Annotated in this window: 13 protein-coding genes and 1 pseudogene; 2 read left to right on the top strand and 12 right to left on the bottom strand. The window is 64.6% G+C overall.

Annotated elements, in window-relative coordinates; genetic code table 11:
* Window positions 1–397: 397 nt before the first annotated feature.
* The 10 genes and pseudogenes from WA640_RS28790 to WA640_RS06060 all read right to left on the bottom strand — a co-directional run.
* Window positions 398–973 (bottom strand): annotated as a pseudogene (locus WA640_RS28790) (sigma-70 family RNA polymerase sigma factor); the annotation flags it as partial.
* Between the two features lie 1,475 nt (window positions 974–2,448).
* A complete protein-coding gene (locus tag WA640_RS06020; RefSeq protein WP_335986637.1) occupies window positions 2,449–3,264 on the bottom strand; it encodes a S1 family peptidase in 816 nt (271 codons plus the stop codon).
* Window positions 3,261–3,581, bottom strand: a complete 321-nt coding sequence (locus WA640_RS06025; RefSeq protein WP_335986639.1) for a CU044_2847 family protein — start codon at window positions 3,579–3,581, stop codon at window positions 3,261–3,263. Before WA640_RS06025 ends, WA640_RS06020 begins: the two co-directional genes overlap by 4 nt.
* Before the next feature lie 243 nt (window positions 3,582–3,824).
* Window positions 3,825–4,634 carry a replication-relaxation family protein gene (locus WA640_RS06030; RefSeq protein ID WP_335986640.1) on the bottom strand — a complete coding sequence of 270 codons (810 nt, stop codon included), beginning with the start codon at window positions 4,632–4,634 and terminating at the stop codon, window positions 3,825–3,827.
* Window positions 4,634–7,075, bottom strand: coding sequence for a type IV secretory system conjugative DNA transfer family protein (locus WA640_RS06035; RefSeq protein ID WP_335986641.1), 2,442 nt, complete (start codon window positions 7,073–7,075; stop codon window positions 4,634–4,636). Before WA640_RS06035 ends, WA640_RS06030 begins: the two co-directional genes overlap by 1 nt.
* A gap of 13 nt (window positions 7,076–7,088) precedes the next feature.
* Window positions 7,089–8,243 carry a M23 family metallopeptidase gene (locus WA640_RS06040; RefSeq protein ID WP_335986642.1) on the bottom strand — a complete coding sequence of 385 codons (1,155 nt, stop codon included), beginning with the start codon at window positions 8,241–8,243 and terminating at the stop codon, window positions 7,089–7,091.
* On the bottom strand, window positions 8,240–9,991 hold the full coding sequence (locus tag WA640_RS06045) for a VirB4 family type IV secretion system protein (RefSeq protein WP_335986643.1): 1,752 nt from the start codon (window positions 9,989–9,991) through the stop codon (window positions 8,240–8,242). The genes WA640_RS06040 and WA640_RS06045 overlap by 4 nt, the downstream gene beginning before the upstream one ends.
* Window positions 9,988–10,839, bottom strand: a complete 852-nt coding sequence (locus WA640_RS06050) for a PrgI family protein (protein ID WP_335986644.1) — start codon at window positions 10,837–10,839, stop codon at window positions 9,988–9,990. Before WA640_RS06050 ends, WA640_RS06045 begins: the two co-directional genes overlap by 4 nt.
* A gap of 17 nt (window positions 10,840–10,856) precedes the next feature.
* Window positions 10,857–12,368: a hypothetical protein gene (locus WA640_RS06055; RefSeq protein WP_335986645.1), complete on the bottom strand. Its 1,512-nt coding sequence runs from the start codon at window positions 12,366–12,368 to the stop codon at window positions 10,857–10,859.
* Between the two features lie 9 nt (window positions 12,369–12,377).
* On the bottom strand, window positions 12,378–12,764 hold the full coding sequence (locus tag WA640_RS06060; protein WP_335986647.1) for a pilin: 387 nt from the start codon (window positions 12,762–12,764) through the stop codon (window positions 12,378–12,380).
* Window positions 12,765–13,402: 638 nt separating this feature from the next.
* Between WA640_RS06060 and WA640_RS06065 the strand changes: the two genes are divergently transcribed.
* Complete coding sequence (locus WA640_RS06065; RefSeq protein ID WP_335986648.1) at window positions 13,403–14,098, top strand: hypothetical protein; 696 nt, start codon at window positions 13,403–13,405, stop codon at window positions 14,096–14,098.
* Window positions 14,099–14,114: 16 nt separating this feature from the next.
* Here the strand turns inward: WA640_RS06065 and WA640_RS06070 are convergent, their stop codons facing one another.
* Window positions 14,115–15,461: a hypothetical protein gene (locus WA640_RS06070; protein ID WP_335986649.1), complete on the bottom strand. Its 1,347-nt coding sequence runs from the start codon at window positions 15,459–15,461 to the stop codon at window positions 14,115–14,117.
* Between the two features lie 202 nt (window positions 15,462–15,663).
* Here WA640_RS06070 and WA640_RS06075 point away from each other — a divergent pair, with 202 nt between their 5' ends.
* The gene (locus tag WA640_RS06075) at window positions 15,664–16,140 is read left to right on the top strand and encodes a GNAT family N-acetyltransferase (RefSeq protein ID WP_335986650.1); all 477 of its coding nucleotides are present in this window, start codon (window positions 15,664–15,666) and stop codon (window positions 16,138–16,140) included.
* 9 nt (window positions 16,141–16,149) lie between these two features.
* On the opposite strand, the gene WA640_RS06080 is transcribed toward WA640_RS06075, so the two are convergent.
* Window positions 16,150–16,932, bottom strand: a complete 783-nt coding sequence (locus WA640_RS06080) for an IS5 family transposase (protein WP_335986651.1) — start codon at window positions 16,930–16,932, stop codon at window positions 16,150–16,152.
* Between the last annotated feature and the right edge of the window lie 42 nt (window positions 16,933–16,974).

The raw sequence follows: 16,974 nt of genomic DNA on the forward strand, positions 1-16,974 counted from the left end.
TGTGAGAGCGGCTCGGGGGCGGCTGCAGGACCAGACCGGGTTATCCCGGTGGGCGACTGTCAGCGGATGCCCGCAAGCTCGGCTCTCGCCGTCGCGGTGGTGAATCGAAGATTCGCGTAATTGAGGAAACGCTACCTCGATTTCAGGGCGTTTCCCCTGTTTGTGCGGGGTGCGGGACCCTCACAGCACCCTCACAACCACGCGCAATGGCCCCTTGTGCGGGGTTGTGAGGGTTGGCGACTCGAAGAGTGAGAGCGTCGCACGACTTCAGCTGCGGAGTTGGCGTGGGGCGCGGGCTCGCTTGTGCGAGGAAGCAGTCGGGTCCTGGCGGGATCCACTTGGAGGAACTGCGCCCTGCACTTTGTGCGGAGGGCTTTCTTGCGCGCGAACCAGCCAGTCAGCCGAGGAAGCCGTCAGGCAGAAGCCGTGCGAGGGTGCGCACTGCCCGGTACTGGAGTGTCTTAATTGCGCCCTCCCCCTTGCCCAAGATGCGGGCGATCTCCGCGATGGTGCGGCCTTGCAGGAATCGCAGCACAATGAGTTCCTGCTGGTCAGAGTTGAGCTTCTTGATAGCCATCAGGAGCGTCGCGTTCGTCAGCCTTTCCAGTGCAGCGGTCTCAGGCGAGATAGCCGGGTCGGCATCCTGCGCGTCGGCGCTGAATACGTCGGGCTTAACGATCTCCAGCCGATACCGGCCGGACTTGAAGTGGTCCACGATGAGGTTGCGTGCGATGGTCACCAACCACGCGCCGAATGCCCTGCCTTGCCAACCAAAGCTGGAGAGTCGCCGGAGCGCGCGCAGGAATGTCTCGGAGGTGAGGTCCTCGGCAAGTTGTGCGTTGTTCACGCGGAAATAGACGTAGCGAAATACCGTCTCGCTGTACAGGTCGTAGATCGTTCCGAACGCTGTCGGATCGCCGTCCTGGGCACGTGCGACGAGTTCAGCGACATCACTGCCAGCTACCCCATCGTCCAGAAATGCGAGCGGAGACTTGAAGTATCGAAAACCGATAATTTCACGTCGAAGTTCCGCTTCACCGAAAGCCCGATACGATTTATCTTCCGGAGGTTCGGCAAGGGTTGAGGTGCGATAGTTGAACAACTCCTTGCGGGGGCTCATGTAGTCGGCGTTCCAGCCAAAATGTGAAACGATGGGGCGGGTAAGAAGCGCGACCGATGATCCGAAAGAAGATTGATCGTCGGAGTCGACAGAGCTGCATAGTGCGAGTTGATGACGCACTCGCACCGCCAGGGCATGTTCGTGACCAAAAACCAGTTCGGTGAATACCGAGGCAGTTGCGAGCGATTCGCGAACCGCCTCGATAGACGCTCGCGATCGGCTTTGGCAAGCAAGATCAAACTCCGAAATTACGATGCTCGACCTAACTATTACCGAAAGCGGTGACATTGCTCCAAGCTTTTCAACGGCTACTTGATCTATCATCCTGAGTTCGGATAGGGCGGTTCGAAGATATTCGATAGATTGCGCGGATCGCGAGTACTCAACGCTCGCTATCGCTGCAGCCGCACGCAATGCAATTATCTGGGGGTTCTCTGGTCCTAGAATACCTTCAGCTTCGGAAACGAGTAGTTTTAGATCGTCAAGACGTGAGCCTATCTCCGGGAGATTTCCGGCAAAGAGTTCCATTTCGAAACAGCAAATGGAAAAGTTGATTGAAACGGCGAAGGCACGGGGATGCCTTCGACCGATTCTGGCGGAAATCATCTGTGCGGCAACCTCCAGAACATCACACGATCTAGACATACTGGCTAGGTCTTCAGACATCTTTGCGACCGAGAACCGTGCCTTAGCATGCGACGCAAGAGCAAGCATGCCATTAATGGAGTCTGGGCCCGCCTCTGCGGAGACATGGCGCGAGGTTTCTGCAAGCTGCTGAAGATAGTTTTGGGCCTGTAGATAGTCCATTCGAAGCACTGCTTGATCAATTGCGTTCTCAAGGAATGCGACACGCAGCAGTGCGGATATCTGGCTCTCATGGGTGGCCGATTGATGTATAGCTTTCCATATATCAGATTCGGAAGAGTTGCCCATGCGATCGGCAATAGATACTAGGTTCGCGGCGATCTTAGCTCGAAGTTGAGGGAATTCCGGCCCTGCTTCCTGAAAAGCGGAATTTAGAATCTCGTAGGCATTAGAATACTCGCCTTGCTCTGTGAGGATCTTTGCTCGAAGGTTCAGGGCATCTGCTTTAACGTCGGGTGCTACCGCACGCTCAGTGAACCGCTGAAGTATATCATTCGCTGTTGGTCTCAAATCGAGTAGTACGAAAAGGCCAGCGAGGTACCGGATCTGCGTCCAACGATCTTTCAGTGCGCCCGGAGCTATACGCTCGATAGCCTCCAGGATTTCGCCTTCATGAAGCTCGTAACCATTCCGGTTCGAGTATGCCTGTTCCGTGAGTCGAACAATCTCGTCTATAGACAGGCTCATGAAAGACCTCGATCGAGTGTTCTTTCGATAATTCGCAGACGGAGCTGGGATGCAGTTTGCTGGTCGATGAGTCCGCCAGCCTCCCAGGCATCGACTTCAGCCATGAATACCCGGCTGTCATCTATTGCTCGTGTTGCTTCGGATCGCTCCTCTTGGTTTGGGGTGTTTTCAATTGCCGACGCATCGTCAAGTTCAGGTGCAAGTACGCCATGCAGATGTTTGACGTCGAACTGACTAAACGCTGTGAGTGCAGTGCCGAGATCAGTTGCAAAGAGGACGTTTGACGATCGTTCCGGATGTTGTCTGTCTGGGTATTGCTCGATCAGGATCGCAGTCAAGTACGGGTTGAGGTCGTCGTTTCGTTGCTCGATTGGGCTTCCGGAGTATCCGGAATAATCTCCAATATCCGTTCTAGTTTTGAGTTGAAGCGCCTTGATTGTGTCCCCGCCTACGCACTGGTAATCCATGTCGCATGCGAGGACTGTGCCTGAGATTTCGGGATCGGATTGACTAGGGCGGTATCCGGAAGCCCATCTGTCGTCCGGTCTGCTTTTCTCTGCACAGGGAGGTCGAGGAATAAATTCTTCTGATTGCCCAATCTCGATAAGTGCAAGGTCTTTCCGGGGGTGCTGCTCGACCACCGTGCCATCAATCCGCGCACCAGAAGCAAGCTGAATTTGAACTCCGAGAGTGTCGGGCGGAAGCCACCTCAAGCAATGGGCTGCAGTCAGGACATATCTGGAATTGACGATGAATCCAGCACCAAGTTCGGTCCCGGAATAGAGAAGATTGACGTGGTACTGGTCTTTCAATCTCCACGCTCCATCACAATCTTGATCTCTATCGAAGCAGATCCGGACACTTTCGAGATTAGCGCTCCTGCTTCGGCGCTCAAACTTAGTCCGAATACCCCTTCGATTGTTTTCACACTCAGGTTCTTGCCCGGAGGAACAGCCTCGAACGAGCTTGCGAGAAGGGACGCGGTCTCGGAGATAGCTGCTTCGACGTCCTCCCGGCGTTCGCTGAGCAATTCAAAGTTTCGTCGATTTGAGCGGATCTGCCGGTTTCCTTCTTGATCCAGATCAAAGATTTCGATTCGAGTTCGATGACGATCCACGCTGCCTCGCAAGGTAGGATGAACTTTCTGCTTCAGAGTGTACCGCTAGTGGAATCACCTCGCTTGCCCAAAATGTTGCACACGTCTGAGTCGACATGCAGTTCCTGGTGACCTATGGGCCTCGATTCCACAGTCCTGGCAATTGTCTATTTTGCGTCTGTTGGATCGTGTGCTTGTGTTTCTCGCGTATGCTCGCGTCCTGACTCCAACATAAGCACCAGACTGCCAGAAGCAATGGTTGAGTGCATCAAGGTGTCAACGACGGGAGGTTAGCTGTTCCAGTGGCCATCTCCCTCCCCGGTGGAGCACGCGCCAGACACCGGCGGCCGGGTGCTCGGTGCGGTCGGTGGTAGCGGTGGCGACGGCGAAGTGCGGCCGCACCTCGGCGAGCGCTTCATGGAGGTGGGCTTCGCGTGCGGTGCTGGTTAGTTCGATGAGCAGGGCGCGGTCGAGGCCGGGCAGGCGGGTGCGGTAGCGCTCGACTTGCCCGGCGAGTCGGTGCAGGGTCTCGGTGCCGTTGTCGTACTCGAACCAGAACGCGATGGTGCCCGCGGGCCCGGTGAAGGTGCCGGCGCCGTCGGGGCGGACGAGGCCGCCGGTGAGCGCGCTCGCTTCGGTCTCGTTGAGCCATTCGGACACTTCCGCGTCCGCCTCGTGCCGGGCGTGGCGGGTCAGGCGGGCGAAGAAGGCGTTGACGCCGAGCAGGTGGCCCAGCGTGGAGGAGGCGATCAGGTCGGCGGTCTGGCGCTGGAAGACGGCCTGTCGCGGCTCGGGTTGGCCGGTGGCGGCGGCATACAGGTACGCGCCGGTGTAGCCGAGGCTGTGGCGAAAGGACTGGCTGCCGGGCCGGACCGAGCGCCGCCACCGGGTGACCACATCCAGGTCAGCCAGGACCGTGATGCGTTCGCGGGCGGACCTGGTGGTCGGGAACAGCAGGTCGGTGATCTGGTCGATGGTGAGGACCCGGTGTCTGCCGAGCAGACCGATCAGGTCGAAGTCCCGATCGGTGAGCCGCTGCGCGAGCTGGCTGAGGTCCCTTCGCGGGAATGAATATTTTCGGGGCATTACGTGACCTCCCCGTTGTTGCGTTGGCGACCTGGGCTGTCAGGGGGTATCTCACCGGGGATCTCGCCCGGCACCTCCAATACGTGCGACTTCCCCGGCGGCTTCCCCGGCGACTTCGGGTCGCGATCGACACCCTTCTTCTTGTCCTTTTTAGGCGGTACGGGTGTCAGGTGCGCGGCGGCGTCGGCGCGGACCTGCCCGGCCTTGCCGACCGGCTCGGCCGGGGGCTGGCAGTCGAGGGTGAACGCGGGCTGGTCCTTGCCTGCCGCGTGGAGCTGGACGACGGCGGTGTAGTCGTCCAGGTTGGCGAGGTCGTGCGGGGTCAGTTGCGGCGTGTGCCGTGCGAGCACGTGTGCGTCCTCGGGGCCGACGGGGAAGAAGAACTTGTTGCGCGCCTGCGAGCTGACTGCGAACTGCATCTCGCGCGGCATCTGCGCGACGTACTGGTGGGCCATGACCAGGCTCAGGTGGTAGGCGCGGGCCTCGGCGAGCATGTCGTCGAGCCGGTTGGGCAGGTTGAGGAAGTTGTGGGCCTCGTCCATCATCAGCGTGAGGTCCCGGCGTTTGGCTTCGGGCCAGGCCGATCGCGCGGTCGCGACCTGCCAGACCTTGGAGACGAGCACGGAGCCGATGAGGCGGCTGGTGTCCTCGCCCAGCTCGCCCTTGGGCAGCCGGGCCAGGACGATGCCGCCGCGGTTGAGGACCCGGTCGAGGTCGAACTCGTATTCCGGGTCGCCGAACAGCGAGCGGACGAACGAGCGCGCGAGCAATGCGCGCATGCGCGTGAGCACCGGGCCTGCCGCCTGGGTGCGGATGCCGGGCGGGAGGTCGTTGTACCAGCCCCAGAACGCGCGGATGCCGGTCATGTCCACATCGAGCGGGTCGTCTCCGGGCATCTGGCCGCGCTCGAAGTCCTCGTCTTCGAGGAGGTTGTGCCGGTACTTGTCGCTGATGAGCAGGTTCGGCAGCCGTGAGAACGGGCGGGTGGCCGCCAGCAGGGTCTTGCAGGAGTACCGCAGGATGTCATCGGCCCGGGGGCCCCAGAACTTCTCCCAGATGGAGCGGCAGATCCCGACGAGGTTCTCCACCACCAGGTCGGGGTCGGTGCCCGCGAGGGGGTCGAGGCCGGGGAGGCGGTCTTGGCGCGGGTCGATGAGGTACAGGCGGCCCCGGGCCGCGTCAGGGTCGATCCGGTCGAGGAGGTCGTCGACCAGGTCGCCCTTGGGGTCGATGACGACCAGGCCGCGCCGGTCGCGGACATCGGCCAGCGCCAGGTGCTGCAGGAGCGTGGACTTGCCCGAGCCGGTCTTGCCCACGATGTGGAGGTGCTTGCGGGCGTCGGCGGCGCGCAGGGCGACCTTGCGGCCCCCGACCGCGGCGGTGCCGAGCACTTTGGTCGCGAACCCGCCGGAGGGGATGGCGGGGACCGGTGCGATCGGGCGCGACCCGGCGCGCGGCAGGCTCGGCACGATCGCGTCGGAGGGCAGGTGCGCCAGTTGTGCAAGCTCGGCCGCGGTGAGGACCTGCGTCCGGGCCGCCTTCGCCCAGGTGTTGATCGATCCGCGGGCGCGGGTCGTAGTGCGGCGGTGGTGGCCGACGCCTGCGAGCGCGGCGACGGCGTACCCGAGCTCGGTCGCATGGGCCTGCGCGGCGTCTATACGGGGTGCGATGGTCGCCCAGCGGATGCCGACGTTCCAGCACTGGGCCGCGAGGCGTTTGCGCAGGATCTGGCGGTGCTCTCTGACCCACGCTGGCTCGGGTGCGGTCTTGCCCTCGGCGGGGCGGGGGCGGACGATCGAGGCCAGCTCGGACCAGAACGTCGGGGAGGCGTTCGGGCCTTCGGCCGAGCGGCGCAGCCGGTTGATCTGCCGCCTGGTGGCGGGTGCGGCGACGACCTGGACGGCGGCGGTCATCGCCTCGGTGGCGGTGGGCCCGGTCTCGACCAGCGCGCGGAGCGCGTCGGTCGTGGTGTCGGTCGTGACCGGTTCGGGCACGGCCCGCCACACCAGGTGCCCGCCCGCCGCCTGGCCGGTGTCCGGGAGCGGCGCATGGGCGTCGGTGACGGTGCAGCGTGATCCGGGCCAGGCGGCCTGAATCGCTTTGACGACCATGCGGTGCGGGAGCGTGCTGGGGACCCAGACGCGGACGGTGAAGGCCCCGCCGCGCCAGGCGTACTGCCAGATCAGGTGCGGTTGGCCCCGCCACCACGCGGCCCAGGGGCGGCGTTCGATCCCGCCGAGGGTGGCCCAGGCCCCGAGCGCGGCATCGGGCTCGACCTCCGGTGGTGCGGCGATGTCGATGTAGTGGCTGCCGGTCCGGCCCCGGCGGGCCTGGCCGCGGTGCAGCAGCACCCGGGTGGCCGCGACCGCGGCCAGGAGTACGAGGGCCGTTGCGGCGATGGAGGCGAGCGGCAGGAGCAGCTCGAACGGGTTGATGGACATGGCGATGGTCTTTCTAGTAGAGGTCGATACCGACCGATTGCATAAAAGAGACAGGATGGGTGGGCTCGCCCTCGTCGCTGCCGGAGCCGCCGAGGCGGACCTCGAAGTGCAGGTGCGGGCCGCTTGATCCGCCGGAGTTGCCGACGTAGCCGATGAGGTCCCCGGCCTCGACGGCCTCGTTGGTGCGCAGCACGGTCTCGGATTCGAGGTGGCAGTAGCGGGTGACGACACCGCCTTCGTGGAGGATCTCGACGTACCACCCGCACCCGCGGATCGCCGTCGACCCGTCCTCGTCGCACGAATACCCTTCGGGCACATCGCAGGCCGACAGGCGCCGGGCGCCGTCGGCGGCGGCGTAGACGGGTGTGCCCTTGGCGGCGGCGAGGTCGATGCCGTCGTGGGTCGGGCGTTCGGGCGTGCGGTACCCGGAGGTGAACACCCCGCCCGGGAGGGGGTGGGTCCAGCCCTCGGCGCTGACGGGTCCCGCCGCGGGCTCGCAGGAGACGCCCGCGCCCAGAATCCATCCGGCGATCCACCACGCCTGGTCCTCGTGATCGGCATAAGCGTCCGGATACTTGCTGATCTGGACCGCCTGCGCGGCTTCGGCAATGGACAGCGACTCCCAGTCCTCGACGCGCAGGAGCTTCTCGTAGAACTTGCCTGCGGCATAGGCCGGGTCCATGATCTGCGCGACTGTGCCCCACCCCATCGAGGGCCGCTGCTGGAACACCCCGATCGAGTCGTGGTCGTGCCCAACATCGTCGTGGGGGTAGTTCAGCGACTCGGGTACGGCCTGGTCGTTGGCGAGATTGCGCAGCGACGATTCCTGGATCGCGGTCGCCAAGGCGACGACGATGCCCCGCTCGGGCAGGCCCGCGGCGGTGCCGACCTCGGCGATGGTGACCGCATGCCCCTGCTGGGAGGCGTTCAGGTCCGTCCACGCCGGCGGCGGGTCCTCGCTGCCGTCGGCGGGCACGGTGATCCGGCAGGTGCTGGTACTGGTGGTGGTCGAGGCGGTGGTGAACCAGGACTCGAAGTCACCCAGGTTCCCGCCGAAGAGATCCCCACCGGCCTGAAAGAACTGCTCGAGCAGGGTGACGAACACGATGATCGGGACCGCCACCGCCGCGACGGCGGCGAAGACGATCGCTTTGGCGAAGCGCTTCATGACGCCTGCCCCCCGTCGCGTGAGAGCCCGGTCAGGCACAGCCCGTGCTCGGTCTCGGAGGCGAGCGCGGTGAAGGCGACCCGGGTGTCTCCGGCGAGCAGGAGCGCTTCGCCGCGGCGGGCGGTCGCGGCCAGGGCGCGCTCGGCGTCCGAGAGGCCGAACGCGGCCGCGACCTCGGCGACCGATTGCGGCGCTTGGCGCATGACGATCTGGGTCGAGGCGTTGGCGATGACGGTGTGGCCCAGCTCGGAGGCGAGCATGTCGCCCACGTCCTGCGTCACCACCGTCAACCCCGCGGTCCGCTTCCTCGCGGTCTTGGCGAGGCGGGACAGGAACTTCGCGCCCGGCCCGGTCGACAGCAGCAGCCACGCCTCATCGACGATGACCGAGCGGCAGCGCCCGTCCGAGCGCAGCGCCCGCCAGACCCGGTCCAGCACCAGCAGCGTCGCCAGGGGCGCGAGTTCCTCGGCGACCCCGGACAGGTCGACCACCTGCAACGCCGCCGCAGGACCGTCTGCGGTGTCCTCGTGCCCGGCCAGGAGACCCGACAGACCCCCGGTGACATAGGGCGCCAGTCGGACCGCGAGTCCCGCACCCTCCTCGCTCCCGCCGCCTGCGAGGGCGGTGAGGAGGTCGGTCATGGTTGGCGGGCGCCGATCCCACGTCGCGGCATCCTCGGTGATTCCCGCCGCCTCGTAGACCTCGGCGGCAGCGGCATCGACGCAGGCGATCTCCGCGCCGCTCAGCTCCTCGCCGAGCGCCGTGGCGACGACGGTCCCGGCGAACATCTTGCGGCGCGTCAGCGCATCCGCCTCCGGCTCGAGCGGGAGCGCGAGCGGGTTGATCGCCTGCGCCCCCGGCCGGGTGACCGTCCCCCCGACATGGCGGGCCAGATCGGTGTACTCGCCTTCGGGATCGATGACGGTCGCCTCGACCCCCTGGTACAGCTCCCGCAATAGCAGCGTCTTGACCAGGTAGGACTTGCCGACGCCGGAGTGGCCGACGACGACCATGTTGTGGTTGTCCTGCGCCCAGGGCGACCACACCAGCGGCGCGCCCGAGCCCAGGTTGATGCCGTAGAACGCCCCCCGCTCACCGGGCCCCGGCAGCGGCGCGTCCGGCGACGCGAACGGAAAACCGGCGGCGACCACATCGGTGTCGACCGTCTTCGTGCACCCGGGCCCGTCGATGCCGACCGGGACCGTCGCGGTGATGCCCAGCATCTGGCGTTCGGTCAGCGGGCGCGTATCCATCAGCTGCGCCGCCGACGCCGAGCGGATGCGGGCCACCGCCAGAGCGAGTTCGGCGCGCGTCGGCGCGTGCACGGTGAGGTAGACCGACATCGGGTGCATGCGCGTCTCCCCGCGCACCAGCCGATCCACCAGATCCGCGGTGTCGGCCGCGGCGGCTTCGAGCTTCGGATCCTCGAGCCGGTCGTGCGCCGCGGCGTAGCGGCGGTTGGCCTCCATGCGGGCCTGGCGCCGCCGCAGCTTTCCGAGCGCGGTCTCGGTCGGGACCGTGTCGACGTGCAGGGCCACCTGCACATGGGTCTGCGGCGCGATGAGCCCCTCGACCCACCCCAGCGGGAGGGACGCGGGCCAGTCCAGGACCACCAGCGAGCACGACCAGCCGTCTCCGCAGGCCAGATGGCGCGGACCCACCCGGAACGCATCGGGCCACAGCCGCGAGGGCCACAGCGCACTGGAGGTCTTCGCACGCGGACGTGCAGCACCGAGCAGGCGTTTCATGACGCCCTCCTGACCGGGGTCCCCCACGGGTCGATGCCCGCCCGGACCCGCTCGGCAACCCCCGCACCGTCCAGACGGCGCGCGGCCACCCCGATCGACTCCGCGAACGCGGTCACCGCCTCCACCGCCCGCTCGCACAACTCGGCGTCGGCACACCGGACCGCGACGGTGACCTGGCGCTCCAGCAGGCGCTGGCCGCGCATCAGCTCGGCGAGCCACACCGTGTGGTCGGCTGCGGCCTGCGACAGGGCCGGGTCGGCGAGCTCGCGGGCGGTGCGCGCGGACTCGGCCAGGTACCCGGTCAGGTCGACCGGGCGGGTGGCGACCAGGACCTGCACGTGGGCCTCGACCGCGCCCAGCAGGCCGGCGAACGCGGCCACCAGCTGCTCCTGCTCATCGGCCGAGCGCAGCGAGAAGTTCACACACCCCACATCGACCGCGCATGCGACACCGGCGGGGCCGAGGTCGAGCAGGCCCTCCTCGCTGAGCGCGTGGACGGGGCCGCGCACCGGCCGCGGCACCGGCGCACGCGACGCCGCGACTCGCGCGGCCCCGGGGTCGGGGCGTCCCGGCGCGAGCGGCCCCCGGGGGCGGCGCAGCGCCGCCAAGGCCAGGCGATCCAGGTCCAGGCCGTCGACCCGCCCGAACGCCAGCGCCGCGACTGCCGCCAGCGGCGGTGCGGTGATGACCAGCAGCAGCCGCGGATCGACGTCTCCGGCGAGCCGGTACCAGGCCAGCAGCGCGACCAGGCACGCCGGGGCCAGCAGCGCCACCTGGCGGCCGTTCGCACCCCACAGCACCGCATCCGGTACGTCCAGGTCGGCCGGGACCGGCACTGCGCGAGGCATTTCCATCGTCGTACTCATCAGCTCTTTCCCTTCCGGTATCCAGGCCGCCGCTGCGGCGGGTCCTGCCATTTCGGTTTCGCTTTTCCTTCACCGCGCGCAGGCGGCGTCTCCCATTTCGGGCGCCGATCCGGCGGCAGCGGACGACCGCCCAACCTCGATGACGGCGGCAGTTGATGCGGCGGATGCGAATAGCGCTTGCCCGATGCCTGCGGGAGCGTGCCGGTGCCCTGCGGCGACGGCTTCGGCGATCCCGACTTCGGCGGCGTCTTCGGGGACTTGCCGTTCCCCGCGCGATCAGCGCGCTTCGCCTGGCCTTTGCGCGGGCGCTGCTGACCAGCACCACTCGGCTTTCCGCCCGGCTGCCGCTTCGATGGCGACGGCTTCGACTTCCCGACCGGTGCGCAATGCGGGCACGACGCCTGTCCGGGGCCATGGGTGTGCAGCTTCGTCGCCCCGTTCGGGCCTTTCGTATTCGTGCGCATCCGCCAGGGCGTGCTGCTGCTGTAATTGCCCGATTGGCTCGCCGCCTGCTGCTCGGATGGTCGCTGCGCGCCTTTGGCGAACACCTTGGAAAAGCGGCCGCGAGTGAGGTGGTTGGCGAACCGCGAGAAGCCGGGAACGCGCGAGGCGAGCGCCCCGACCGGATTCGATCGCATGACCGCGCCCACCACCAGAGCGGTGGCGGCGGCCTTGAGCAGCCGCGCACCGGGAATGCGCGTCGGCCTGCCCCGCGCCCACAGGAATACGCTCTTGTGCACTCTCCAGATCAGCCAGACGAGCACGAGCGCGTACAACGGTTCGAGCGGGTAGTTCAGGAGCACCGCCGAATCCGATAGGCCCTCGAACAGCGTGTCCCAGACCCATAGAATCCACGCTTGACCCAGCGAGGACGCCATGCAGGCAACCGTCATCCGCCACCACAGAAACGCCGCCCCCTCCGTGGAGGGCAACCCGTGGGCGGCCAATGCGGCAGGGGCGAGCACGCAGACCATGAACCACGCGATATTGCGCGTGAACATGCAGATGAACAGCATGATGATCGCGATGATCCGCAGCACCTGCACGGCCAATTCGACGAACACCATCGACGTCAGGTCATAGGAGAGCATGAGCATGTCGAGCGCCCCCGACACGGACGACGCGTCACTGGGGATCTCCGCGTCGCTATCGCCGAGCAACAGTGCGACGACAATGCTGTTGTTGATGCTCGCCAGACTGGTGACGATCTCCCACGACATCAGCGCCAGGCAGAAGCCCGCGACCAGCCTCGGGACGATCTCCCGCGCGGAGTACGTGAATTGCAGATTATCGGAGCCCATGATCATGAGCGCGCCCACGCATACGACGAGGGCATAGCAGGTGACGACCACGATGCGAAAACGCTCGTTGATGACCGCGGTACTCTGCGTCACCCACGGAGGCAATGCCAGCATCCCCGCTGCGAGCAATGCCTCGATCAGGCTCGCCGAGGTGTCGCGCAGCATTTCGACCAGCCAGTCGAAAATGGCATCCAGAATGTCGCCGACCATGACAATCGCCTACTCGCTGCCCTGGATGAAATAAGCGGCAATCCCGACAAGCAATTCAGCGAGCAGCACGATCGCGAGTCCGATTGCCGCCGACCTGAGACCATTCTTGGCCTTCTCGGTGCCAGTGGTATCCGACGACACCAGGTAGCGGATACCGGCGATGCAGGCCATGACGACTGCAAACGTCAATGCGATTGCCTGAATCCAAGTTTTGATCCTATTGAGGATGGTCTCGACGCTGGCGACGCCGGGCAGGTCGACCCCTGCGGCCCAGCCGACCCCGGCGCTCACGACGACCGCGGTCACGGCCAGCGCGAGGACCACCAAGCCGCGCAGAACCAGACGGGCGCGGTGCGGCCTGACCCCCGGCGCCTCCTCGGTGCGTTCGGCCTCCATGGCCGACCCCCTTCGAGCGAAGTCGAAGGAGCCGCCCGAGGCCGGAAACCGACAAGCGGTCTCGGGCGGCTCGGCCTCTCAAGCCGGGGCCGTGACGGTTCGTCATCACCCCTTTCGCGGGCCGGGAACTGGACGGTCATCTGAGACCTGCCACCCCGACGCCGAGAGGCCCGTCAGCGCTCGGTGCGCCGACGCACCCAAAGACCCCCGGCTGTGCGGGACTGTGCGGGGCAGGCCCACCCGCACAGCGACGCACAGCGGACGCACATCACCTCAGATACTTGAAGCCTCAACGAATATGGGCAGGGTTCCTCCCAGCATCCCGACGCAGGGAGTGAGCTGGTGCTTCGCGGGTCTGTGCGGGGGTGTGCGGGTGCTGTGCGGGGCGGCTCGGCCCGCACAGCCCCGCACGGACGGGGGTCAACCACCAGCGGGAGCGCCGCCGACGACGACCGTGGGGCAGGGCGCGCGACAGGTCGGGAACCCGGACCGGCCGTGCGTGGTTGTGCGTCGACCAAGACGCACAACCACGCACAAGGACTGGACGCGTGCCGGACAGCGGAGGCGTACTGGAGACAGGCCCCGCGGGCTCCTCGGCGCGAGCACCACGCCGGCCCCGGGCACGGAGGTGTCACACCATGCGACGCGAACCCTTCACCACCATCGAGCGGGCCTTCGGCAAGCTCGTCGCCGCCGACGCGCTCACCGTCGATGCAAGCCTGCACCCCGGCCTGCCCAACCGCCCCCTGCCGATCAGCGAGGTCGTCACCTTCCTGCAAGACCCTGCCAGCCCCAGGCCCGCCTGCGACCGCATCTGGCGAGTACTCCTCACCGCCCCCGACCGGCAGCAATGGGACCTCGTCTGCCTCGGGCTCGCGCTCCCCGCCCTACGCAAAGCCGCCGCACGAGCCGACCGCATCTGGCCCTATGACCCCGACGGCATCCAAGCCGAAGCCCTCGACGCCTTCATACGAGAACTCCACCAACCCAAAATCCCGGAAGAACGCATCTTCTCGACCATCTGCATCCGAGTCAAAACGGCATGCCGCACCTTCGCGAGGGAGCTTGCCAGGCACGCCAGAGGACCATCGGAAACGGTATTCGAGTCCCAGACCCCAGCTTCTCCTTGGACACACATCGACCTGGTCCTAGTCCGTGCGGTCGAGCAGGAAATAATTTCCAAGGACGAGGCCATACAGATCGCAATGTTTCGGCTGGAAGGAATCCCCGACGCAACCATCGCTGAAGCCATGTCAGCATCTCGAAAAGAATCCAGGTTGGCTCGTAAAATCGCGGAACACAAGCTTGCGAAATGGATCGTGGATTACAGTTGAGATTGTCTTGTATCTCTCAGCGAGATCCGCCCGGGAAGATTCCAAGGACCTGCTTCTTTGCTTCTGCGTCGGCTGGAATAAGCGAAAGAACAGCAGAGGCGAAAAGCGCAACTTTGATACCTGTCTCAGCCGAGGAGCTCAGATCAATGAAAGGTACTGAAGGGAGAGCTAGTGCGGTTCCCGTCAATAGTACGGGCGTTGCCAGATGTTTCAGGATATTACGAACTCGCGAGGATGTGGTCTCCGGGATTACTTCGGGCAGGCCACTCCAGTCTCCTTTGCGTAGTGATTCTGCTGCATCGTCTACCTGTTTCACCAATGCCAAATACTCTGCCCGGGTGCTCACGAGGGGAATCTGACTGGCAACGAATCCTATGAGCGCAGACGCTCGTTGATATTGATCACGAATCTCCAGCAGTGAACTTCTGCGGAATTGGAGGGGAATCCTGGTTCTTTGCGCATGCCCATCAAGAACGCTTCGGAACAGAAGCGCCTCTTGGATCAGTAGCTTTTTCGTCCTCGGCTGCAGATATGAACCTGATTTGGAGAGAGTCCGGGACAGGGAATCGATTACCACGAGTGAAACCTTAATTGGCGGCATTGTATCGACGTATTTGAGCCTGATCGGATTGATGAGATATCTTTGAATTGGGGTTGATATCAGCGTGAGCATTAGCATGAAAATAAATATGCTAATAGCTGATGCGGCTCCAAGGAGAAGTGGCGTAGCGGTCTTGAATTCCTCGATTCCTTGACGAAGATCGCGTTCGTTCGCAACTGCACTTATCAGTGCGAAGATTGCCGCAAAGATCACGACGACGGCAGAGATTCGTCGTATTGAAATGACGGTGGAAAAACATGCGATGATAATTCCCACCGTACTAGTTGTGAGCAGCATCACCACTATAGATGCAAATATTTCGATTCCGGATACTTCCCTGAAGGCGGACACCATTTTTAGCACTGCCCAGAACGGGAGAACAAACATCAGCAGCATAAAGCCAATAGAGGCCATGCCTTTCGTGAAATCATTGAAGCGATACTCTCCGAAGGCGGCTCTAATCCTATACTGCCTTTCCGTGGCATGCGGCACTCCTGCTTGGCGGTTGCCTCGCACGTCCCTAACTTGCTTTGCTGCCTCACGAGCGCGAGGCAGTTTCCTTCGAGTCCACCTGGCCTGAAGCCTGCGTCGGCGCTCCTCCTCGGATTCAAGGATATAGTCAAGGAAAAGATCCCGTATTGACCGAATCCGCTTCTTAAGAAGTATCGGACGGTTGCGAAATGTTGGGGCCGGTGGATCACTTCTCGCATTTGAAGGGGCATCACCCAGAGAGTTGTTGTGGGTCTTGTCTTGAGAGGCCATGACCCCATTCTTGCTCACGTTTCCGAAGAGCGGTGTACTCAAACGTGCCGACTCCCACCACCGCGGCAGTCACCGAAGCGATGACGCCGCCCCTCCGTGAGCGTGGCAGCTACATTCGCGGAGTGCAAGTGATCAGGCGCCAGCACATGACCGCTGGTAGCGTCTGAAATTCGGTCGTTGGTGTCTCGCACGGAGGTTGCTCTTGAACATTGCGTCGTTGCGGGTGGATCTCATTGGCCCGGTGCGGGACCTGCTTTCTATGGGAGAGCCCTACATCTCACCGCGTGGCGTCTCCGACTACTGGCTGTATGCCAGCTTGTTCGGCGACACCTGCCTGGTCGCCATCGAGAATGAGCAGGTAATCGGAGCAGCCTTGGGTTTCCAGAGCCAGGTTGACCCGACCGATCTATACCTCCAGGACGTCATGGTGCATCCCGAGCATCGGGGTCGCGGCATCGCGAAGGATCTGATCACTGCGGTCGCCGAGACCGGGCGCAAGCGCGGCTGCACCCGCATGTACCTGACTTCGGAACCGGAGAACTCGGTTGCTCACCAGACGTGGCTCGGGCTCGGGTTCGTCAATGTGCCCGGAGACTACACAGAGCATGGCGTGCACGTCACGGCCGACTACAAGGGGCCCGGCCGCGACCGAGCGGTGTATGAGATCCATCTTAGGTAAGAGCGCGTCTCAGTTGGCGAGTTTCTTGTAGCAGGTGAGTGCAGCTGCGAGGGCGAGGAATGAGGTGAAGAGGTGGCCGTGGCGTTCGTATCGGATGGTGAGTCGGCGGTAGCCGCCGAGCCAGGCGATGGTGCGTTCGATGACCCAGCGGTGGCGGCCCTGCCGGGTCGAGGACTCGATGCCGCGGCGGGCGATGCGGTCGCCGATGCCGCGTTCGTGCAGGGCGCGATGGCAGCCGGGGATGTCATAGGCCTTGTCAGTGTGGCGCTTCGCCGGTCTGCGGCGTCGCGGGCCGCGCCGGGAGCGGATCTTGGGGATGCCTTGGATCAGGGGCTCGAACGCTTGTGAGTCATGCAGGTTCGCGCCCGAGACGCTGAGCGCCAGCGGCAGTCCGTTCCGGTCGGTCAGGACATGGATCTTCGAGCCCGGCTTGCCGCGATCGACCGGGTTTGGGCCGGTCAGCGATCCCCCCTTTTTAGCGCGCAGGCTCGCCCCGTCGACGATCGCGCGGGACCAGTCGATCTCGCCGGCGGCACCGAGCCGGTCGAGCACCGCGCAGTGGAGCTTCGCCCAGAGCGCGGCCTCGGACCATTCGGCGAAGCGCCGATGCGCGGTCTGGTGCGAGACGCCGAAAACCGGCGGCAGGTGCCGCCAAGCGTACCCGGTGGTCAACACGAACACGATCGCCGCGAACACCTGCCGGTCATCAGCCCTGGGAATCCCACCGCCCTGTGCTCGATTCGGCGGAGCCGGGATCAGCGGCCCCACTATCTCCCACAACCCATCGGGCACAAGGCGTCTTGGAAACTCCTTTACCGGTCGTCTGTATCAGAT

Source organism: Glycomyces sp. MUSA5-2 (assembly GCF_037034145.1).
Classification (GTDB): domain Bacteria; phylum Actinomycetota; class Actinomycetes; order Mycobacteriales; family Micromonosporaceae; genus Glycomyces; species Glycomyces artemisiae.